Origin of the sequence: Nonomuraea sp. NPDC049714 (assembly GCF_044465295.1) — a bacterium.
Lineage (GTDB): Bacteria > Actinomycetota > Actinomycetes > Streptosporangiales > Streptosporangiaceae > Nonomuraea.
Map to the genome: position 1 here is coordinate 1 of NZ_JBITLM010000007.1, position 20540 is coordinate 20540.

Here is a 20540-nt window from a genome sequence, read left to right on the forward strand (position 1 = left end):
TTTCAGGTAGGGCTTCGACACTTTGGCTGTCGGGGCCCTTCCTGCTTTTTGGAGGGGGTTTCACGCCTGCGGGTGCGGAACCCCCTTTTTTGCGTGTAAGTCGGCACGAGTGGGTCGTGTCTCGACGGCGGTCGGCGTCGACGGTGATGCTGGACGTACCGCGATCAGCGTGCATGGCGTTTGCCGAGGGGGTCAGCCCTCATGTCGTCGCACTTCTCCCGTAGCTCGAACGGGTTGCCGGCCAGATGGAGCTCGGCGTCATGTCGCCCCGATGGCGTTGACGCCCTTCCGTTGAAGGGCAATCTGCTCGTCTTCCACCGGCACAAGCAGATGGTGAGCAGGCGGATCGAGCCGTGCTAGCAAGAAGCCCCCCGGAGACTGCGTCTCCGGGGGGCTTCGGCTGGCGAGCCTTTGCTCTGAGGAACCTTCGCGCTCTGAGGAGCCTCGTCGGCGACGACTACTTGGGCAGGACCAGCAACGCGTCCCCCACCGCGCGTTCCCGGCCGTCGGCGGGATGGTTGATGACCTTCTTGCCGACCACCATCGCCGTGGACCCGCCGCCGTCGAGGTTGATCGCCTGAGTGGCGCCGAGCCAGCGCATGAACTGGGCCGCCTCGACGAAGTTGGCGCCCACTGTGACCCCGGGCCGGCGGCCGTCGATGGTGGCCAGAATGAGGCTGCCGTTGCGGGTGGTGCCCACCAGGGTTCGGGGGTGGCGGCGGAGGATCATGTTCATGGAGTCGTGACCGTCACGCTTCGCGGTGATCTTGACCTGTCCGTTGCGGACCAGGCCGACGCCGCCGGCGACCACGTTCAGGTCGGGGGTGAGCTTGAGGTTCCTCTTGGTGCGCAGGTCTGTCAGCTTGGTGTCGACCTTGACGGTCCAGCCCTCCCAGGCGTGCTCGTTCAGCCAGTCGGAGGCGATGCCCGCGCCGTGCAGGACCCGCATGCCCTTGGGGACCGCGGCGCCGGAGGCGCGCAGGGTCACGACCTTGCCGTTGGCGTCGATGACCACGTCGGAGCCGTCGTTCGCGGGGGTCTTGGCGCCGTACTCTTCGGTGTAGAGGACGAGTTCGTCGGTCGCCGCCATGCGGTTGACGCCGTTCACGGGGAGCCGGGCGCCGTCCTCGGAGATCGCGGTGACGGTGGACTTGAGCTCGGTGATGCGGGCCGTGCGTCCGCTCATGACCACGGCGGAGCGGCCGGGGACGGCCTCGCTGAGCAGTCTGCCGGCCACCACCGAGGCGCCGACGGGCTCGCCGCGCAGCTCCTTGGCGGTGTGGATGTTGAAGAAGCCGCCGTTGACGGCGGCGATGGCGCCGCGCGCCTTGGCCATCGAGGAGACGGTCTCGCGCTTGGCGACGCTGGTGCCGAGGGAGGCGGCATAGCTGCCGCGGAACATCCTGGAGTCGATCATGACGACCTTGACGTCCCAGGGGCCGGTGGTCTCCAGGCCGTCGTCGCCGAGGTAGTCGGTCTTCACCTTCAGGCCGGCCTTCTTGAGCTTCTTGGCCATCGTGTCGGCCTTGGCCTTGTCCTTGAGCGTCCACAGGCCGACCCGCACCATGTAGACCTCCTCGGCGGGCGCGTCGGCGACCTGGGGACGCACCACCTTCTGCAGGCTGGCGATCTCCCCGGTGGCCTCCACTTCGGCGAGCTTGGCCTGGGCGGTCTCCAACTTGCCGTAGTCACGCCCGCTCGGCATGAGCACGGTCACCGTGTAGCCGTCGGTGGAGGTGCCCGCTTTCACGTCGTACAGATCGATGCCCTTGGCCACGGCCGTCATGGTCTTGGTCGGCGCGGATCGTACGCCGAGCGGGAATTTGGTCGACGGGAACTTCACCGCCACCTGCTCCTCGGCGGCGGCGCCTGGCACGGCGGATGCCGTGAGCGTCGCGGCCATGGCCAGGCCGACGACAAGGGTGCGTCGAGACATGAAAACTCCAGAGGGCGGCAGAAAACAGACCGGCCCTATCCTGACGAGATCAAGGTCGCGAACGCAGCGAAACACGCCAATCGGTTGGAGTGGTTACGAGATCGACACCCGGTTGAGGTGATGCCTTTGACGATTCACCGACAAAGGGCGTCGTCCACCTACAATGGGATGCATGAAGCGCATGTGCATGTGGTGGTGGCCGCGAGACGGCCGCTGACTTTCACCTGCACGGGCCGTCCTCGGGACGGCCCCCGCGCGTGGGTTTCCTCAGGACGGCATGACCTGAGGAGGAGCTCGACATGGACCACATCGTTCTCACCGGAGACCGCCCGACCGGGCCGCTCCATCTCGGCCACTACTTCGGCTCGCTGGCCAACCGTGTCGCGTTGCAGGACACGTACCCGATGTATGTTCTGATCGCCGACTACCAAGTGATCACCGACAGGGATCGGCCGGGGGAGATCCAGCGGAACGTCACCGATCTGCTTCTGGACTATCTGGCTGTCGGGCTCGACCCGGCGAAGGTGGCGATCTTCCGGCACAGCGCGATCCCGGAGCTCAACCAGCTGATGCTGCCGTTCCTGAGTTTGGTGTCGGTGGCGGAGCTGAGCCGCAATCCGACCGTGAAGGACGAGATCGCGCACAGCAGTCAGCAGACGGTCAACGGGCTGATGTTCACCTATCCGGTGCACCAGGCGGCCGACATCCTGTTCTGCAAGGGCACGCTGGTGCCGGTGGGCCGGGACCAGTTGCCGCATGTGGAGATGACCCGGCTGGTGGCGCGGCGGTTCAACGAGCGCTACGCCGCGGTCTTCCCGGTGCCGGAGGCCATGATGGGTGACGGCCCGCTGGTCAAGGGGCTGGACGGCGGCAAGATGAGCAAGAGCCGGGGCAACGCGATCCCGCTGTCGGCCACCGAGGACGAGACCGCTGCTCTCATCCGCAAGGCGCGCACCGACTCCGAGCGCCTGATCACCTTCGACGAGCGGGACCGCCCGGAAGTGGCCAATCTGCTCACACTGGCGGCGCTGTGTCTCGGCCGCCCGCAGCGGGAGCTCGCCGACGAGATCGGGTACGGCGGCGCGGCGGCGCTGAAAAGGCTGGTCACGGACGCGGTCAACGACTTCCTGCGTCCGATCAGGCGGCGCCGGCGCGAGCACACGGCGGAGGAGGCGCACGTGGCGCTGGCCGAGGGGAACAGGCGGGCGCGCGAGCGGGCGATCACGACGCTCGACGAGGTCAGGGATGCGATGAAGTTCTAGCGGCTGCTGTCCCTGCGGAAGGACTCCAGGGCCAGCAGCGCCACGTGCAGCGACAGGCAGGACTCGACGTCGTCCAGGTCGGTGTCGAGGATGCGTTCGAGGCGGCGCAGGCGGTCGTAGAAGGCGGGCCTCGACAGGTGCGCCTTCTGGGCCGCCACCGCCTTGTTGCGGCCGGCGTCCAGGTAGATGCGCAGGATCCGGGTCAGGTCGCCGCCGCGCTGCGCGTCGTGCGCCAGCAGCGCGCCCAGCTCGCGTTCGGCGAACGTCTGCAGCCTGGCGTCGTCGCGCAGCAGGTGCAGCAGTCCGCGCAGGCGCAGGTCGGGCAGGCGATAGTAGGGCCTGCCGTCCGGCTGGCGGACGGCCACGTCGGCCACCTGCTCCGCCTCCAGGAAGCTGCGCCGTACGTCCCTGATGGACTCGACCATGGAGCCGGCGGCCAGCACGAAGGAGGCGCCGGGCTTCCACAGCGCGCGCAGCCGCTCGGCGAGCGCGGTCAGCGCCGGCTCTGGGCTGGTGCGGGGCGGCAGGGGCAGCAGGACGCCCACCCGGTCCTGGTCGAGCGCGCCCACCAGGGCCGGCAGCCGGGCGTCGCGGCAGGCGGCGGCGGTCGCCTCGGCCAGTTCGCCGAGCTCGGCCTGCCCGTCGAGTGCCTGGTCGAGCGCGTCGGTGGGGCGGATGACGACGCTGACCAGCTTGCGGCTGGTGAGCGGCACGCCCACCGCCCGGGCGCGCGCGGCGGCCTCGTCGGGGTCGGCGTAGGCGTGGGTGAGGATGCCGGTGATGATCGTGCCGTGCGCCTGGCGCTCCAGGGACTCCTGGTGCCGCTCCAGCAGGCGGCCGAGGGCGAGCGTGGTGGCGGCGCGTTCGGCCAGCACCAGGTCGCGGGGCGAGGGCTTGGCCTCGCACAGCAGGATCAGCCTGCCCCAGTCCTGGCCGCGGGCGCCGACGGTGGTGACCAGCCAGCCGGACGCGGCGTCGTAGGCGGTGCGCTCGGCCGGGGCCACCGCCCGCGACCTGCTCTCCCAGCCGGCCAGCAGCGTGCCGGTGTCGCGGCCGGCCGACTCGCAGGCCAGCACCTGGTGGGCGAGGTTCTCCAGCAGCACCGGGCGGCCGGACAGCCGGGAGACCTGGGCCAGCACCTCCGCCGGTGACGCGCCCTCGACCGACAGCTCGGTGAACACCTCGTGCAGCTGCTCCGAGGCGCGCAGCTCCTCAAGCTGGATGTCGATGATGCGGGCGTGCACGGCCTCGGTGATCTGCACGAACGGGGTCTCGCGGGTCAGCACGATCAGCGGCAGCCCGTGCTCCTCGGCGCATTTGACCACCTCGGCGGGCAGCTCGCCCACGAACCTGCGGCCCAGCTCGACGATCAGCCCGGAGGCGCCGACGGAGGAGAGCTCGACGATGTAGTCGGTGAGCTTGCCCGGGTCGTCGGGCAGGGCGACGCCCGTGGTGAGCACCAGCTCGCCGCCGCGCAGCAGCTGCGCGATGTCGGCGATCTCGCCGACGTGCACCCACCGCACCTTGGTGTCGAGCCGGTCCGCGCCCGCGACGACGCGCGGGTTACCCCGGCGAACGCTTTCCAGGACGAGAATGTCGGCGATGGTGGGCAGCACATGGGCGAGCCTATCCGATCATTTTGTAAGAACGGAGCGAGGCCGACTGACAGAGTGCAAGCTGATCACTTCAAGATGTCGTCCTCCCGGTATTCGCGCCCGGCCGGCTGGTCGCGGAGCTGCCCGCGCCGGATCTTGCCGGAGATCGTCTTCGGCAGCTCGCCGAACTCCAGCCTGCGCAGCCGCTTGAACGGCGCGAGCTCGCGCCGGGAGTGCTCGAAGATCGACCGCGCCGTCGCCTCGCCAGCCTCGAACCCGGGCGCGAGCGTCACATACGCCTTCGGTACGGCGAGTCGTACCGGATCAGAGGCGGGCACCACGGCCGCCTCCGCCACGGCCTCGTGCTCCAGCAGCACGCTCTCCAGCTCGAACGGTGAGATGCGATAGTCGGAGGCCTTGAAGACGTCGTCGGTCCGGCCCACGTAGGTGATGTAGCCGTCGGCGTCCCGGGTGGCGACATCACCCGTGTGATAGTGCCCGTCTCTCATCGCTTCACCCGATCCAGCGATATATCCGGACATGAGGCCTAGGGGGCGGCGGTCGAGCGGGAGGCAGATCTCGCCGTCGTCGCCGGGCTCGCCGGTCTCCACGTTCAGCAGCACCACCTCGTAGCCCGGCAGCGGCTTCCCCATCGAGCCGGGCCTGACCGGCTCGCCAGGCACGTTGCCGATCTGGGCGGTGGTCTCGGTCTGGCCGTAACCGTCCCTGATCGTGATGCCCCATGCCTTGGCCACCTGGTCGATGATCTCGGGGTTGAGCGGCTCGCCGGCGGCCACGGCGGTGCGCAGCGGCAGCTGCCATGTCGCCAGGTCCTCCTGGATGAGCATCCGCCACACGGTCGGCGGCGCGCAGAAGGTCGTCACCCGCTCGTCGCGCAGCACGCGCAGCAGCTCGGTCGCCGAGAAGCGCTGGTAGTCGTGGATGAGCACGGTGGCGCCGGCGTTCCAGGGGGCGAAGACGTTGCTCCAGGCGTGCTTGGCCCAGCCGGGGGAGGACACGTTGAGATGCACGTCGCCGGGCCGCAGGCCGATCCAGAACATGGTGGACAGGTGGCCCGCCGGATAGGAGGCGTGGGTGTGCTCCACCAGCTTGGGCTCCGAGGTCGTGCCCGAGGTGAAGTAGAGCAGCAGCGTGTCGCCCGCCCGGGTGGGGCCGTCGGGGACGAAGCGCTCGGCCGCGTGCGTGCTGTCGTGGTAGGACAGCCAGCCGTAGGCGTCGCCGATCGCGATGCGGGTGTACGGCCCGCCGCCGAACCTGCTCGCGTCCGCGGCGTTCGCGATCACGTGGGAGACGCCGCCGCGCTCGATCCGCTCGGTGATGTCCTTGGCCGTCAGCAGCGTCGTGGCCGGGATGATCACCGCGCCGAGCTTCATGGCGGCCAGCAGCGACTCCCACAGCTCGGCCTGGTTGCCCAGCATGAGCAGGACCCGGTCACCGCGCCTGACGCCCTGCTCGTGCAGCCAGTTGGCCACCCGGTTGGAGCGGACGGACAGCTCGGCGAAGGTGTAGGAGACCTTCCCGGTGATCTTGAGGGCGATCGCGTCGGGCGTCTCGGTGGCCAGCACCCCGTCGAACCAGTCGAGCGCCCAGTTGAACTCCGCCAGCTCGGGCCAGCGGAAGTCGCGGCGGGCGGTGTCGTAGTCGGCGTGGAGCAGGAAGTCACGGGCCGCGCGGAAATCGCTCATGCTCCGGATCCTGCTACGTCACCAGCCGGGCCTCAAGGCCATCAAGCACCGCGCCGAGCCCGAAACTGAAGGCCATCTCCCGCACCTGGTCCGGGTCGAGATCCCAGGAGCCCTGGACGCTCTCGGCCAGGTCGGGAATGCCGGCGGTGGCCTTGGTGACGGCCTCGCGCATGCTGTCGGGGTCGTAGCCGCCGTCGGCCTTCGACTTGTTCCAGGCGAGCTCCGGGATGGTCATGCCGAAGACGTAGGCGGTGAGTGTCGTGTTGGCGTAGTCGATCTCCAGGCCGGCGAATCCGGCGAGCTTGAAGGTCCTGCGCAGGACCGCGGCGAAGGCCAGGGCGTTGGGGCCGAGTGATGGCATGCGCCCGATGAGCTCGCCCGACCAGGGGTGGCGCAGGATCAGCCGGCGCATGCCGTGGGCGGCGGCCGCGACGGTCTGCCGCCAGGTCGTCGCGGTGGGCTCGGGCACCGTGATCTCGCTCCAGAAGTCGTCGTAGGCCAGCTCCAGCAACTCCTCCTTGTTGGCGACGTACCAGTAGAGGCTGGTGGCGCCGGTGCCGAGCCGCGCGCCGAGTTTGCGCATGCTGAGCCCTTCGAGGCCCTCGGCGTCGAGCAGCTCGATGGCCGCCCTGACGATCTCGTCGCGGGTTCGGCCGGGGCTCTTGGCAGGGCGCGGCTCGCGCGTCCAGACGGAGGTGAACTGCTTGCCGGTCACCTCCCCAGGATAAAGGCACTCGCACACCGTACGAGCTTTGTCGTACAGTGTGCGAGTGGAATCGAACACTGTACGAGATCCCCGTCGCTGGTGGATCCTCGGCGTCCTGTGCCTCGCACTGCTCGTCCTTTCCGTGGACGGCACCGTGCTCAATCTGGCGATCCCCTCGCTGATCAGCGACCTGGGGGCGTCCTTCTCCGAGATCCAGTGGATTTTGGACGCCTACGTGCTGGCCTTCGCCGGGTTGTTGCTCACCGCGGGCAGCCTGTCGGACCGCTACGGCCGCAGGCTCTTTCTCATCATCGGCCTGGTGCTGTTCGGCGGCGCGTCGGTGCTGGCCGTGTTCGTCACCGAGCCGTGGCAGCTCATCGGCGCCCGCGCGCTGATGGGCGTCGGCGGGGCGATCATGATGCCGTCGACGCTGTCCATCCTGATGACCGTCTTCGACGAGGAGGAGCGGCGCAAGGCCATGGCCGTGTGGGGAGGGGTGGCGATGATCAGCGTGATCCTCGGGCCCACGCTGGGCGGCTTCCTGTTGGAGAACTACTGGTGGGGCTCGGTCTTCCTGCTGAACATCCCCATCGTTGTGATCGCGATCGTGGCCGCCGTGGTGCTGATGCCGGAGACGCACAGCGCCGGGCGCAAGCTCGACCCGGTGGGCGTGGTGCTGTCCATCGTCGGGCTGACCGCCGCCGTCTATGTGATCATCGAGCGTGAGTTCGACCCGATGATCATCGCGGTGGCGGTGGTGACGCTCACCGCCTTCGTGATCTGGGAGCGCCGCCAGGAGCATCCGATGCTGCCGCTCCAGCTCTTCAGGAACCGTAACTTCAGCGGGGCCTCGTTCGCCATCCTGCTGATGTCGTTCGGGGCCGGGGCCGTGATGCTCATGCTGACCCAGTATCTGCAGTTCGTGCTCGGGTACGGCGAGATGCGCGCCGGGCTGGCCCTGCTGCCGTACGCGGTGGCGGCGGCCGTCTTCAACGGCGTCGGCGCCGGGCTGGGACAGAAGGTCAGCAACCGGACGCTGATCGCCGCGGGCCTGCTCGTCATGGCCGGCGGCTTCGCCGTCATGGCGACGACCACCGGCTACCTGCCGCTGCTCGTCGGCCTCGTGGTCATGGGCGTGGGCGGCGGCCTCGCCGGGCCCTCGGCCTACGCCTCGCTGATGAACGCGATCCCGCTGGAGTACGCGGGGGTCGGCTCGGCCATGAACGACACCGTGCAGCAGGTCGGGCTCGCCATGAGCATCGCCATCCTGGGCAGCGTGCTGGCCGGGGTCTTCGCCGCCTCCATGCCCGAAGGCGCCCCCGAGGCGGCCAGGGAGTCGATCGGCGTGGCGATCGAGGTGCCGGCCCTGGTGGAGCAGGCCAAGGCGGCCTTCACCGACGCGGTGCACCTCGGGTCATGGGTGGGGGCCGGATTCTGCGTGGCCGCGGCACTGCTCGCGTTCATCGTCATCCGGCCCGCCGCTCCTGCCGCCGCCCCTGAGCCCGTGAGCGTCTGACCCGGGCTAGCGAACACGGGCTAGCGAACACGGGGCTCGCGCATGCTCTCCAGGCTGTCGAGCTTGTGCGTACGCTCGTCGTGGCCGATCTGCCGGAGCAGGTCGGCCACCGAGCGGTAGCGGCCGTACTCCGCGGCGTAGGTTCCGGGGTCGGGGACGAAGTCCAGGTCCGGGTTCTCCGCCACGAAGGTCATGTACTCATGCTCGGCGTGGTCCTCGAACTCGGCGTTCAGCCGGTAGCTCCAGTCCGGCCTGACCAGGAACAGCACCCAGGACACGTGGTAGTAGAAGAACGCGATGATCCAGGGCGCCGCCTTGTGCAGGAGCCAGCCCTGCTTGTCGCCGGCGCGCTGGACCAGATCCTGCATGATCAGCAGGTGCCACTGCTCGTTGTCCTGGTCGGCGCGGGCCTCCACGATCCGCTCGAAGACCCTGCGGGCCAGCGCCGAGCGGCCGGCGTGCCGGTGCACGGCCCAGTAGCCCATCCGCTCCCACGCCTGGTAGGGCACCCGGGCGATGATCTCCAGCATGGCGAACTTGGTGTACGAGCCCTGCTTGCCGTACAGGATGTCGACGGGCTTGAACATCATCTTGGCCAGCAGGCTGTAGTCCATCCGCGGGGTGTCCATCGTGTCCTGCTGGGCGCGGCGGAGCTGCTCGCGGTCGAGCTTGGGCGGCCCGGACGGCGCCTCGGTGCGCCGGTGAGCGGTGAAGTCGGTGGTGATCGTCATGGCCGGTCTCCTCAGGTCGTTCGGTCGATGACCTGATAGTGCTCGACCGGGGCCATGCCGGTCGTCGGCCGCTGGAGGGCTTCTCGGGTGCCTCCCGCGGCGTAGGCCCGTCTGCCGGCGTACGTCCCCAGGGGGACGGGCGTTCCCCTAGGGGACGTGGCGGATCCCCGCTCGGGCTACCCGTGCGGGGACCGCGTGTTCACCGCGCCCTGCCTATGGGCGCTGCGGGCGGTTGGTCATGTGCTCGGCCGTGCCGACGTGGCTCTTCTGCTTGCGCATGCCCGCGAGGCCGAGCAGACCCAGCAGGCCGAGCAGGCCCCACAGGCCGGCGTTGCCGCCGCCTTCGTCGCGCTGCTGCGGCTGAGGTGATGGGTTGACCTGGCTCTGGGCGACCGGTGCGGTCGCCGTGTCCGCCGTGGCGGCGGCGGCCGGGGCGAGCGTCAGGAAGAAGGCCAGCCCCAGGCCCGTGAGCATCTTGCGCATTGGGTTCCCCCGATCTGGCGGCCTCACGACCGCGGAGACCGCCTGTTGCGTCTCCTGGACGGTTCCCCAGAAGGCTTCCCCTAACGGGGCGATCTCCCACATATCTCCTGCTAGACCTACCCATACCATCGCGAACTTGGCTCAAACCTCTTCCTCTGGCCCCTGGAGTCTCCTGCTTATGACAGGACATATCGTCATCAGGTGTGGTTAGTGGAAGCGTGAGCAACAGTGTGTAAGACAATTTCCGCCTGCGCCGACATCTTGAGGTTGGGGTCGTGGCCGGATAACCGGGATACTCAAGACATGTCCGAGCTTCTCGCGCGCCACAGGGCAGTGATCCCCAACTGGGTGAGCCTCAACTACAACGAGCCCATCGAGATCGTCAGCGGCAAGGGCAACCATGTCGTCGACGCCGACGGCAAGAGCTACCTCGACTTCTTCGCCGGCATCCTGACCAACATGATCGGCTACGACGTCCCCGAGGTGCGCGAGGCGGTCGAACGACAGCTCGCCACCGGCGTCGTGCACACCAGCACCGTCTATCTCCTGCGCGGGCAGGTCGAGCTCGCCGAGAAGATCGCCAGGCTCTCGGGCATCCCCGACGCCAAGGTCTTCTTCACCAACTCCGGCACCGAGGCCAACGAGACCGCGCTGCTGCTGGCCACCTACGCCCGCAAGAGCGACCAGGTGCTCGCCATGCGGCAGAGCTACCACGGGCGCAGCTTCGGCACCGTGGGCGTCACCTCCCACCGGTCCTGGAAGAACAACTCCCTCTCCCCGCTGAACGCGCACTTCCTGCACGGCACCGACCGCCACCTGACCCAGTTCAAGGGGCTGTCCGACGCCGACTACATCGCGGCCTGCGTCGACGACCTGCGCCACGTGCTCGCCACCGCCGTCGCCGCCGACGTGGCCGCGCTGATCGCCGAGCCGATCCAGGGTGTGGGCGGGTTCACGATGGCTCCCGACGGGCTGTTCGCCGCCTACAAGGAGGTGCTGGACGAGCAGGGCATCCTGTTCATCTCCGACGAGGTGCAGACCGGCTGGGGCCGCACCGGCAGCGCGTTCTTCGGCATTCAGAACCACGGCGTGACGCCCGACATGATGACCTTCGCCAAGGGGCTGGGCAACGGCTTCGCCGTCGGGGGCATCGTGGCCCGCGGTGATCTGCTGGACAGCCTGCCCGCCGTCGGCCTGTCCACCTTCGGCGGCAACCCGATCTCCATGGCCGCCGCCAACGCGACCCTCGACTACGTGCTCGACCACGACCTGCAGGCCAACGCCGCCAGGACCGGGAAGATCATCCTGGACGGCCTGCGCGAGGCCGCCACGCGGCTGCCGATCGTCCGCGACGTGCGCGGCAAGGGCCTGATGTTCGCCGTCGAGCTCGAAAGCCCCGCGCAGACCGCGCGGTTCATGGAGGAGACGAAGAAGGCGGGCCTGCTCGCGGGCAAGGGCGGCCTGTACGGCACGGCCATCCGCATGGCGCCGCCGCTCACGCTGTCGGTCGCCGAGGCCACCCAGGGCCTGGAGATCATCGTCAGCGCACTTGAGACCATCAACGCAGAGGCAGCTCAGTGAAGTCAGTCAACCACTGGATCAACGGAGCACTCGTCGACGGCGACCCCCGTACGAGCGAGCTCTTCAACCCGGCCACCGGTGAGGTCAGCGGCAGCGTCGCGATGGCGTCGGTCGCGGACGTGGACGCGGCGGTCGCCGCGGCGGCGGCGGCGTTCCCCGGTTGGCGGGCCACCTCGCTGGTCAAGCGGGCACAGGTGCTCTTCGCGTTCCGCGAGCTCATGTACGCGCACCGCGACGAGATGGCCGCGCTGATCTCCGCCGAGCACGGCAAGGTGCACTCCGACGCGCTCGGCGAGGTCAGCCGCGGCATCGAGGTCGTGGAGTTCGCGTGCGGCATCCCGCACCTGCTCAAGGGCGGCTTCTCCGAAGGCGTCTCGACCCGCGTCGACTCCTACTCGATCCGCCAGCCGCTCGGCGTCGTGGCCGGCATCACGCCGTTCAACTTCCCGGCCATGGTGCCGATGTGGATGTACCCGGTCGCGATCGCGTGCGGCAACACGTTCATCCTCAAGCCCTCGGAGAAGGATCCGTCCGCGTCGCTGCTCATGGCGCGGCTCTGGCAGGAGGCCGGGCTGCCCGACGGCGTCTTCAACGTGGTTCAGGGCGACAAGGTCGCGGTCGACCGGCTGCTGGAGCACCCCGACGTGCGCGGCGTCTCCTTCGTCGGCTCCACCCCCATCGCCCGCTATGTCTACGAGACCGGGAGCGCGCACGGCAAGCGGGTGCAGGCGCTCGGCGGCGCCAAGAACCACATGCTCGTGCTCCCCGACGCCGACCTCGACCTGGTCGCCGACTCGGCCGTGTCGGCGGGCTTCGGCTCGGCCGGCGAGCGCTGCATGGCGATCTCGGTGGTGCTGGCCGTGGAGCCGGTGGCCGACGAGCTGGTACGCAAGATCGCCGAGCGGGTCGGGCAGCTGACCATCGGCCCCGGCGACGACCCCGAGTCGCAGATGGGCCCGCTCGTCACCGAGGCGCACCGCGACAAGGTCGCCTCCTACCTCGACCTGGCCGTCGAGGAGGGCGCCAAGGTGGTGGTCGACGGCCGTGAGACGGCCGTGCGCGGCGGTGGCGCGGCGGCTCGCACGCCCGGCTTCTGGCTCGGCCCCACGCTGCTCGACCAGGTGCCCGCGGGCTCCCGGGTGCACCTGGAGGAGATCTTCGGCCCGGTCCTGTCGGTCGTGCGCGTCGAATCGTACGAAGAGGGCCTGGAGCTCATCAACGGCAGCGAGTTCGGCAACGGCACGGCGATCTTCACCAACGACGGCGGCGCCGCCCGGCGCTTCCAGAACGAGGTCGAGGTCGGCATGATCGGCATCAACGTGCCGATCCCGGTGCCGATGGCGTTCTACAGCTTCGGCGGCTGGAAGTCCTCGCTCTTCGGCGACACGCACATGCACGGCACCGAGGGCGTCCACTTCTACACCCAGGGGAAGGTCGTCACCTCCCGCTGGCTCGACCCCTCCCACGGCGGCGTGAACCTCGGGTTCCCCACCAGCAAGTGACCGGCGCGGCGCGGGGGAGGATCAATCCTCCGCGCCGTCGCCGGTAGGCTCGGGACGTGTATCGCCCTCGCATCCCCGCCGTGGCGCTCGCCGCCGCGGCCCTGATCGCCACGACGGGCGCGGCGGGGCCGTCACCCAAGCCGTCCCCCAGCGTCTCACCCAGCGCCAGCCCCACGCAGAGCGACGGCACACTGCAGATCCTCACCTACCGCGGCTACGCCGAGTACGGCGGCACCAGCCCGCAGGCCAACTGGGCGGGTCCCTTCGAGAAGGAGACCGGCTGCCGGGTCGCCCGCCTCGACACCGTGCGGACGCCCGAGGAGATGGCCGCCAGGCTTCGCGAGCGGTCCTATGACGTCATCTCGGCCGGGCCCGCGCTGGCGGCCGCCATGATCGAGGCCAAGCAGGTGCAGCCCATCGACACGGCCAAGATCGAGGACTACGACGACCTGGCCAAGCCGCTGCGCGAGCTGATGACCGACGCCAAGACCGACGCCGTGCACGGGGTGCCGTTCCTGTGGGGCTTCCACGAGTTCCTGTACGACTCCCGCAGGGTCAGGGGCGGCGACCTGGGTGAGGTGCTCCGCTCGGACCGGGTCATGCTCAAGGACAGCCCGCTGACCCTCGCCGACGCCGCGCTGGCCGACGACGCGGTGGAGCGGCCCTTCGAGCTGACCGCCTCCCAGCTCGGCGAGGCGACCGAGCGGCTGACCGGGTATGACGACCGCGCCTACTGGACCAACGACCTCGACCTGGTCAAGGGCTTCGCCACCGGATCGGTCGACTACGCCCAGGCCACCCCCTACCACCGCCTGCTGCTCCAGAAGGCGAAGATCCCGGTCAAGGCCGTCAAGGCCCGTAAGACCACCGGGTGGGTCGACTCGTGGATGCTCGCCGCGAACGTCACCGACACCGACTGCGCCTACCGCTGGCTCAACCGGATGACCGAGGCCGGCTCCCAGCGCGACGCCGCCGCCTGGCTCGGGCTGGCCCCCGCCAACGCCCAGGCGTGCAAGGGCCGGGCCAGAGACGTGTGCAAGGCGTACGGCGCGACGACCAAGTCATACCGGTTGGACCACATCGCCTTCGCCGTGCGTCCTCCTGGGGATTGCCTGCCACCAGATGGGGAATGCACTGATTACAACGCCTGGACCGAAAGGTGGCGCGAACTTATGAAATGAGTGGGGATTGGTCATCCCCACCTGAAGTGCCGCGGGCGCACCCGTCCCCCGCTGGGTGCGACCTGCTGAGACGCCTCGGGCCTTCCCCCCGCCCCGAGGCGTCTCGCTCTTGTACGACTCGTCTTCTCGCCGGCTCAGCGTGAAGGGAAGGCGACCACGGTGGCCAGCGGCTCCGGGAGCAGCGCCTCGGCGCAGTCGGCGCAGGCCAGCGCCGCCATGTCGTCGGGAAAGCGGCCCACGCGGACCCGAGGTCGTGGCCACCTCTTCTGGCAGACGACGCAGGCGTCGCCTTCGCGCTGCGCGGCGCTCATGCCCTCAGGGTCGAACGTCAACATGTCCCGTGCGGTTCTGATCGGACCCCAGTTCATCACGCTCCCCGCAGCGATCGTCCGTCCTCATACCGGATCCGTTATAACCCTGACCGCATCCGTGATCGTCCAGGTGCGCGTCAAGTCAGAGTGAATTCTCTCCACGGACAGGACGTGTTACATCAACAAATCGGGCATCCAGCCACAAGCCGGATGCCCGATTTGACAGATTTTCTACAGACTGGCGATGGCCTTCTCCAGGATGCCCAGGCCCTCCTCCAGCAGAGGCTCACCGATCACCAGTGGCGGCAGGAAGCGCAGCACGTTGCCGTACGTACCAGCCGTGAGCACCAGGAGTCCCTCCGCGTGGCAGCGCTTGACGATCTCCTGGACGGCCGCCGGGTTCGGCTCCTTCGAGCCGGGCACCACCAGCTCGATGGCGATCATCGCGCCGCGCCCCCGCACGTCGCCGATCACGTCGAAGCGCTCCCGCAGCGCGTGCAGTCTGGGCAGCATGATCTCGCCGATCCGCCGCGCCTTGGCGACCAGGTCCTGCTCGGCGAGGGTCTCCAGCACGCCCAGCGCCGCCTCGCAGGCCAGCGGATTGCCGCCGTACGTGCCGCCGAGCCCGCCCACGTGCACCCGGTCCATCAGCTCCGCGCGACCCGTCACCGCCGCCAGCGGCAGCCCGCCCGCGATGCCCTTGGCCGTGCAGATGAGGTCGGGCACCACGCCCTCGTCCTCGCACGCGAACAGGTCACCGGTGCGGGCGAAGCCCGTCTGCACCTCGTCGGCCACGAACACGATCCCGTGGGCGCGGCAGAACTCGGCGATCCTCGGCAGGAACCCCTTGGCCGGCTCGATGAAGCCGCCCTCGCCGGAGATCGGCTCGATCACCACGGCGGCGACGTTCTCCGCGCCGATCTGCTTGGTGATCATGTCGATGGCCTGGGCCGACGCCTCCTCGGCGCAGTTCTCGGGGCCGGTCGGCCAGCGGAACGGGTAGGCCAGCGGCACGCGGTAGACCTCGGGCGCGTACGGGCCGAAGCCCTGCTTGTACGGCATGTTCTTGGCCGTGAGCGTCATCGTGAGCAGGGTGCGGCCGTGGTAGCCGTGCTCGAACACGACGACCGCCTGCCGGCCGGTCGCGTGCCTGGCGATCTTGACCGCGTTCTCCACGGCCTCGGCGCCGCTGTTGAGGAGCAGCGTCCGCTTCTCGTGGTCGCCGGGGGTGAGCTCGTTGAGCTTCTCGCACACCTCGACGTACGACTCGAACGGCGTGACCATGAAACAGGTGTGGGTGAACTCGGCGACCTGCCGCTGGACCCGCTCCACCACCTTGGGCGCGGCGTTGCCCACGTTCGTCACGGCGATGCCGGAGCCGAAGTCGATCAGTGAGTTCCCGTCGACGTCCTGCACCACGCCGCCGCCGGCGCGGGTCACGAAGACGGGCAGCGTGACGCCGATGCCGGGTGGGACGGCCGCCTGCTTGCGGGCCAGCAGCTCCTGCGACTTCGGGCCGGGGATCGTGGTGACGAGGCGGCGCTCCTGAGGAATGCTCATGGGCTTGACGGTACGGTGGCCGCTTCCCAGCTCCGATATGTCGATATGTCAGACTATGAGGGGTTATCTCTGCCGGAATGGACAAAAATCGATGGCGCCTTCCTTGCGGACCGTGGTGCGGCGGATGCGGCTCGTGCCGGTCACCGGCGGGCTGGACTCGGTCGTCCGGTGGGTGGCGGTCAGCGAGCTGGAGGATCCGGCCCCCTTCCTGGAGGGGGATGAGCTGCTGCTCACCACTGGGATGCGGCTGGGGGACGATTTCCCGGGATATGTCGCCCGGCTGGTGGCTCGGGGGGTGGCCGGGCTGGGCTTCGGTGTCGGACTCTTCCACGAGGAGATCCCGGCCGGGCTCGTGACCGCCGCCGCCGAGGCGGGGCTGCCGTTGCTGGAGGTGCCGCGCGAGACGCCGTTCATCGCGATCGGCAAGCTGGTCAGCGAGCTGCTCGCCGCCGAGCAGTACGACGAGATCACCCGCGCCTTCGCCGCCCAGGGCCGGCTCACCCGCGCCGCTCTGCGCCCCGATGGCATGCACGCGGTCATCGACCGGCTGGCCAAGGAGACCGGCGGCTGGGCGATCCTGCTGGACGAGTCCGGCCAGGTACGACACGCCACCCCTGGTGCCGAGGCCGCCGTGGTCACGGCCGAGATCACCCGCTTCCTCACCGCAGGCCGAACGGCCGGCCCCCCGCCGGGGGCGGGCAGTGCGGGGACGTTCGGAGCGGCGGGTGAAGCGGGCGCAGCAGGTACGGCGGGTGCAGGGGATAAAGCGGGTGAAGCGGGTGCGACGGACTCACCAGGTATGGCGGGCTCGGCGGGTGCGGTGGGCACTGCGGGCGCTGCGGGAATGCCAGATGTGCCGGGGGCGGCGGCGGTAAGGGCGGGTGCGACCTCGGGGACAGGAGGGCCGGGGGTGGGTGTGACCTCGGTGATGGAAGGGGCGGTCGGGGCCTCAGGAGTGCGGGCGGTGGCGGGAGCGCAGGCCTCGGCGGGGGCGCGGGGGAGTGGGCGGCGGTTTCCGGCGAGCTTGGCTTTGACCGGGCCCGGTGAGCACATCGTGGTGCAGCCCCTCGGGGGTGGGGTGCGGCCGCGTGGGTTCTTCGCCGTCGGGGTGGCGCGGGCCTTCTCGCCCGTGGCGCACACGGTGGTCAACGCCGCTGGATCACTGCTCACCCTGGCCTTGGAACAGGGCGGGGCCCAGCTGGAGGCCGAACGGCGCCTTCGTGACGCCGTACTGCGTCTGCTTCTGTCCGGCGCGCCGGGTGCGGAGGAGGAGGCGCGGGCGGTGCTCGGGCCGGTCGGCGGGAGGCTGCCCGAGGAGCCGTTCGTGGTGCTGGCCGTCGGCGATGAGGCGTTGGAGCAGGTGGAGGCGGTGGCTTTCGCCGCACGCCTCGGGCCGGAGGCGGGAGCCGCCCTGCCCGGCGAAGATCGGTCAGACGAGCGGACCGGCGAAGGACCCGCCTCGGCGGGAGAGCGGCGCGCCGGAGGCGACCTCGCCACGGGAGCCGAGCGGGCCGGAGACGGCCTCGCCGACGGAGCCGAGCGGGCCGGGGATGGCCCTGTTACGGGGGCTGGGCGGCGAGCCGGGGCGGTCGTGCTGGTGGGGGAGCAGGCGGGGAGGCAGGTGGCGGGGCTGGTCGGCGGGGGCGTCGGGGTCAGTTCGCCGTGCGGGTACCGGGGTTTGCGGGCGGGGGTCGATCAGGCGTGTCAGGCGTACGGCGATGGTCGGGGTGGGGTGGTGCTGTTCGGGGAGTTGGCGGGGCAGGGGTTGATGGCGCTGCTGGAACCTGCTGCGGCGCGGGCGTTCTCGGCGGCGCGGCTGGCTCCGCTCGTGGCGTACGGGCCGCGGGCCGATCTGATCGCGTCGTTGCGGGCGTACCTGGACAGCAATGGGCACTGGGACGCCGCCGCGCAGCGGCTCGGCGTGCACCGGCACACCCTGCGGTACCGGATGAAGCGGGTGACCGAGCTGCTGGGGTGCGATCTCGACGATCCGGGCGTGCGTGCCGAGCTGTGGTTCGCGCTGGAGGCAGCGCGGCGCTGACGTACGGCGTCGGCGGGCAATACGGCGGCGTTGACGTACGGCGTCGGGGGCAGTACGGCTGCTGATGTACGGCGCTGGCGAGTGGTGCTGGAGGCAGTACGGCGCCGGCGCGTGGCGCTGAAGGCAGCGCCACGCGGGCGTCAGTTCTTCTCGACCAGGTAGCAGCAGATGGTCGCCGTCGTTACGGCCTCGTAGGTGCGGCCGTCGCGCAGGTGTCCCGCCCGCTCCAGGCTGATGGCGCCCTGGGCCGCCGCCCACAGCGCGTCCGCGATCTTGCGGGGCTGGGTGGGGATGAGGTGCCCGGCGGAGATGCAGTCGGCGATCACCCGGTCGAAGATGTTGAGTGCCGCGCGAGCGAGGGTCCTGGCCCGCTCGCTGGGTTCGAAGCCGGGGATCGCCCGCTCGAACATCAGGCTGTAGTAGCCGGGCTCCGCCAGGCAGGCCTGGCGGTAGGCGGGACAGAGCGCCCGGAGGTGTTCGAGGGAGTCCCTGCGCTGCGGAGCCGCTTCGAGAAAGCGACGAAAGCGCTCAAATCCCTCCAGATAGAGAGCCTCCGCGAGGCCCTCCCGGTTGCCGAACATCGTGTAGATGACGGTCGTGGTGCATCCGGCCTCGGTGGCGATCCGGCGCATGGTCAGACTGTCGGGACCATCGCTGATCAGCAGGTTCACGGCGACGTCCAGCAATCTGGAACGTAGCTCGTCATGGCCGGCCCGTTCGCCCAACAGGTAGGCGCCTTGAAGCCCAAGCGGCGCCGAGGAGGTCATGGGCCCACGCCTTTCTGTTCGTGGGCCCCGCCGCGCTGAGGGACCCGCATCCGTGACTTAGCCATGGCGGAGAACCTTCAAACCGCTCCGCATGGTAAACATCCCGAATTAGGCCTACTTCTGTTACATGGTGGGTATACAAACGGGCTTGTACTTAACGGAGGGGCCAGAGAGCACTCTTGTGCACCCTGGTGTAAGTCCCCCTCCTTCGGCTTGGCATAACGTCATGGGTATGGACGTGCGTACCTTCTGGCTCGCCGGGCGCCCCGCCACCGGCGACGCCGAGCTGACCGTGACCAATCCCCACGACGGTCGAGCGGTCGGCCGGCATTCCGTGCCGACCGACGCGCACGTGGAGGAGGCCGTCGCCGCTGCTCACGCGGTGAGCGCGCAGGCGGCGGCGCTTCCCGTGCACGTGCGGGCGGAGGCGCTGGCCCACGTCTCGCGCAGGCTGGCCGAGCGGGCCGACGAGATCGCCCACCTGATCACCGCCGAGAACGGCAAGCCGATCGTCTGGGCGCGCGGCGAGGTGAGCCGGGCCGTCGCCACCTTCCGCTTCGCCGCCGAGGAGACCCGCCGCTGGTCGGGTGACGTGCAGCGGCTCGACACCGAGCCCGCCGCCACCGGCCGGCTGGCCTACGTCTCCCGCGTGCCCTACGGGCCGGTGCTGGCGATCACCCCGTTCAACTTCCCGCTCAACCTGGTCGCGCACAAGGTCGCCCCGGCCATCGCGGTCGGCGCGCCCATCATCGTCAAGCCGGCCCCGGCCACTCCGCTGTCGGCGCTGGTGCTCGGTGAGATCCTGGCCGAGACCGAGCTGCCCGCCGGGATGTTCTCGGTGCTGCCGATCCCCAACGAGCGAGCCGGCGCGCTGGTGGACGACCCGCGGCTGCCCGTGGTCTCCTTCACCGGCTCCGCGCCGGTGGGCTACGCCATCGCCGACCAGGTGCCGCGCAAGCACGTGACGCTGGAGCTGGGCGGCAACGCGGCGGCCGTGGTGCTGGCCGACGCCGACCTGGACTGGGCCGCCCAGCGCATCGCGCTGTACTCCAACTACCAGGCGGGCCAGAGCTGCATCGCCGTACAGCGGGTGATCGTCGAGCGGCCGGTTCACGACGCGTTCGTGGAGCGCCTGCTGGCGGCTGTCGGCGGGCTCGTCACGGGCGACCCGGCCGACGAGAAGACGCAGGTCGGCCCGCTGGTCTCGGAGGCCGCCGCGGAGCGGGTGGAGGAGTGGGTGCGCGAGGCCGTCGACGCGGGCGCGAAGGTGCTCGCGGGCGGCACCCGGGAGGGCGCCACGTTCGCGCCCACGGTCCTCGCCGACGTCCCGGCCGACGCCAAGGTCCGTAGCGAGGAGGTCTTCGGGCCGGTCATGGTGCTGCAGAGCGCCGCCTCGATCGACGAGGCCTACGCGATGGTCAACGACTCGAGGTACGGCCTGCAGGCCGGCGTGTTCACGCGATCGCTGGACGCGGCCTTCCGGGCCAACCGGGAGTTGGAGGTCGGCGGCGTGATCATCGGTGACGTGCCCTCCTATCGAGCCGATCAGATGCCCTACGGCGGGGTCAAGGACTCCGGCATCGGGCGCGAAGGGCTGCGGTCGGCGATGGATGATCTAACTTACGAGAAGGTGATGGTTCTGACGGGAATTTCCCTCTGAGC

Annotated in this window: 16 protein-coding genes; 7 read left to right on the plus strand and 9 right to left on the minus strand. The window is 69.8% G+C overall.

All coding sequences use genetic code 11. The features are described from left to right. Window positions 1–457: 457 nt before the first annotated feature. Complete coding sequence (locus ACIBQX_RS26185; RefSeq protein ID WP_397008853.1) at window positions 458–1936, minus strand: phosphodiester glycosidase family protein; 1479 nt, start codon at window positions 1934–1936, stop codon at window positions 458–460. A gap of 299 nt (window positions 1937–2235) precedes the next feature. On the opposite strand from ACIBQX_RS26185, the gene trpS reads away from it, so the two are divergent. After that, window positions 2236–3198: a tryptophan--tRNA ligase gene (gene trpS, locus ACIBQX_RS26190; RefSeq protein WP_397008855.1), complete on the plus strand. Its 963-nt coding sequence runs from the start codon at window positions 2236–2238 to the stop codon at window positions 3196–3198. On the opposite strand, the gene ACIBQX_RS26195 is transcribed toward trpS, so the two are convergent. The 3 genes from ACIBQX_RS26195 to ACIBQX_RS26205 form a co-directional block, all read right to left on the minus strand. Continuing rightward, the gene (locus ACIBQX_RS26195) at window positions 3195–4814 is read right to left on the minus strand and encodes a PucR family transcriptional regulator (RefSeq protein ID WP_397008857.1); all 1620 of its coding nucleotides are present in this window, start codon (window positions 4812–4814) and stop codon (window positions 3195–3197) included. The genes trpS and ACIBQX_RS26195 overlap by 4 nt on opposite strands. A 65-nt stretch (window positions 4815–4879) precedes the next feature. Continuing rightward, on the minus strand, window positions 4880–6499 hold the full coding sequence (locus tag ACIBQX_RS26200) for an AMP-binding protein (protein WP_397008859.1): 1620 nt from the start codon (window positions 6497–6499) through the stop codon (window positions 4880–4882). A 13-nt stretch (window positions 6500–6512) separates the two neighbouring features. After that, window positions 6513–7214, minus strand: a complete 702-nt coding sequence (locus ACIBQX_RS26205; protein ID WP_397008861.1) for a TetR/AcrR family transcriptional regulator — start codon at window positions 7212–7214, stop codon at window positions 6513–6515. Window positions 7215–7269: 55 nt separating this feature from the next. Between ACIBQX_RS26205 and ACIBQX_RS26210 the strand changes: the two genes are divergently transcribed. Further along, window positions 7270–8721 carry an MFS transporter gene (locus ACIBQX_RS26210; protein WP_397008863.1) on the plus strand — a complete coding sequence of 484 codons (1452 nt, stop codon included), beginning with the start codon at window positions 7270–7272 and terminating at the stop codon, window positions 8719–8721. 20 nt (window positions 8722–8741) lie between these two features. On the opposite strand, the gene ACIBQX_RS26215 is transcribed toward ACIBQX_RS26210, so the two are convergent. Both ACIBQX_RS26215 and ACIBQX_RS26220 read right to left on the minus strand, forming a co-directional pair. Beyond that, window positions 8742–9452, minus strand: a complete 711-nt coding sequence (locus tag ACIBQX_RS26215) for an alternative oxidase (protein WP_397008865.1) — start codon at window positions 9450–9452, stop codon at window positions 8742–8744. A 213-nt stretch (window positions 9453–9665) separates the two neighbouring features. After that, window positions 9666–9935 carry a WGxxGxxG family protein gene (locus ACIBQX_RS26220; RefSeq protein WP_397008867.1) on the minus strand — a complete coding sequence of 90 codons (270 nt, stop codon included), beginning with the start codon at window positions 9933–9935 and terminating at the stop codon, window positions 9666–9668. A 303-nt stretch (window positions 9936–10238) separates the two neighbouring features. On the opposite strand from ACIBQX_RS26220, the gene ACIBQX_RS26225 reads away from it, so the two are divergent. Genes ACIBQX_RS26225 through ACIBQX_RS26235 form a run of 3 tightly spaced genes read left to right on the plus strand, consistent with a single transcriptional unit; the run spans window position 10239 to window position 14199 of the window. After that, the gene (locus ACIBQX_RS26225) at window positions 10239–11516 is read left to right on the plus strand and encodes an aspartate aminotransferase family protein (protein WP_397008869.1); all 1278 of its coding nucleotides are present in this window, start codon (window positions 10239–10241) and stop codon (window positions 11514–11516) included. Further along, window positions 11513–13018 carry a CoA-acylating methylmalonate-semialdehyde dehydrogenase gene (locus ACIBQX_RS26230; protein ID WP_397008871.1) on the plus strand — a complete coding sequence of 502 codons (1506 nt, stop codon included), beginning with the start codon at window positions 11513–11515 and terminating at the stop codon, window positions 13016–13018. The genes ACIBQX_RS26225 and ACIBQX_RS26230 overlap by 4 nt, the downstream gene beginning before the upstream one ends. A 56-nt stretch (window positions 13019–13074) precedes the next feature. Then, a complete protein-coding gene (locus tag ACIBQX_RS26235; protein WP_397008873.1) occupies window positions 13075–14199 on the plus strand; it encodes a hypothetical protein in 1125 nt (374 codons plus the stop codon). A gap of 134 nt (window positions 14200–14333) precedes the next feature. Here the strand turns inward: ACIBQX_RS26235 and ACIBQX_RS26240 are convergent, their stop codons facing one another. Further along, on the minus strand, window positions 14334–14510 hold the full coding sequence (locus ACIBQX_RS26240) for a hypothetical protein (RefSeq protein WP_397008875.1): 177 nt from the start codon (window positions 14508–14510) through the stop codon (window positions 14334–14336). A gap of 231 nt (window positions 14511–14741) precedes the next feature. Continuing rightward, window positions 14742–16070 carry a 4-aminobutyrate--2-oxoglutarate transaminase gene (gabT, locus tag ACIBQX_RS26245; protein WP_397008877.1) on the minus strand — a complete coding sequence of 443 codons (1329 nt, stop codon included), beginning with the start codon at window positions 16068–16070 and terminating at the stop codon, window positions 14742–14744. A 91-nt stretch (window positions 16071–16161) separates the two neighbouring features. Between gabT and ACIBQX_RS26250 the strand changes: the two genes are divergently transcribed. Next, window positions 16162–18111, plus strand: a complete 1950-nt coding sequence (locus ACIBQX_RS26250; RefSeq protein ID WP_397008879.1) for a PucR family transcriptional regulator — start codon at window positions 16162–16164, stop codon at window positions 18109–18111. A 140-nt stretch (window positions 18112–18251) separates the two neighbouring features. On the opposite strand, the gene ACIBQX_RS26255 is transcribed toward ACIBQX_RS26250, so the two are convergent. Continuing rightward, complete coding sequence (locus tag ACIBQX_RS26255) at window positions 18252–18878, minus strand: TetR/AcrR family transcriptional regulator (RefSeq protein ID WP_397008881.1); 627 nt, start codon at window positions 18876–18878, stop codon at window positions 18252–18254. 232 nt (window positions 18879–19110) lie between these two features. Between ACIBQX_RS26255 and ACIBQX_RS26260 the strand changes: the two genes are divergently transcribed. After that, entirely contained in the window at window positions 19111–20538 is a 1428-nt protein-coding gene (locus tag ACIBQX_RS26260; protein ID WP_397008883.1) for an aldehyde dehydrogenase family protein, read from the plus strand. Window positions 20539–20540: the final 2 nt, after the last annotated feature.

Coding starts and splice junctions, on each gene's coding strand:
- ACIBQX_RS26185 (WP_397008853.1), bottom strand. CDS start 1,936: ATGTCTCGACGCACCCTTGTCGTCGGCCTGGCCATGGCCGCGACGCTC.
- gabT (WP_397008877.1), bottom strand. CDS start 16,070: ATGAGCATTCCTCAGGAGCGCCGCCTCGTCACCACGATCCCCGGCCCG.
- ACIBQX_RS26220 (WP_397008867.1), bottom strand. CDS start 9,935: ATGCGCAAGATGCTCACGGGCCTGGGGCTGGCCTTCTTCCTGACGCTC.
- ACIBQX_RS26250 (WP_397008879.1), top strand. CDS start 16,162: ATGGCGCCTTCCTTGCGGACCGTGGTGCGGCGGATGCGGCTCGTGCCG.
- ACIBQX_RS26225 (WP_397008869.1), top strand. CDS start 10,239: ATGTCCGAGCTTCTCGCGCGCCACAGGGCAGTGATCCCCAACTGGGTG.
- ACIBQX_RS26240 (WP_397008875.1), bottom strand. CDS start 14,510: ATGAGCGCCGCGCAGCGCGAAGGCGACGCCTGCGTCGTCTGCCAGAAG.
- ACIBQX_RS26215 (WP_397008865.1), bottom strand. CDS start 9,452: ATGACGATCACCACCGACTTCACCGCTCACCGGCGCACCGAGGCGCCG.
- ACIBQX_RS26260 (WP_397008883.1), top strand. CDS start 19,111: ATGGACGTGCGTACCTTCTGGCTCGCCGGGCGCCCCGCCACCGGCGAC.
- trpS (WP_397008855.1), top strand. CDS start 2,236: ATGGACCACATCGTTCTCACCGGAGACCGCCCGACCGGGCCGCTCCAT.
- ACIBQX_RS26255 (WP_397008881.1), bottom strand. CDS start 18,878: ATGACCTCCTCGGCGCCGCTTGGGCTTCAAGGCGCCTACCTGTTGGGC.
- ACIBQX_RS26200 (WP_397008859.1), bottom strand. CDS start 6,499: ATGAGCGATTTCCGCGCGGCCCGTGACTTCCTGCTCCACGCCGACTAC.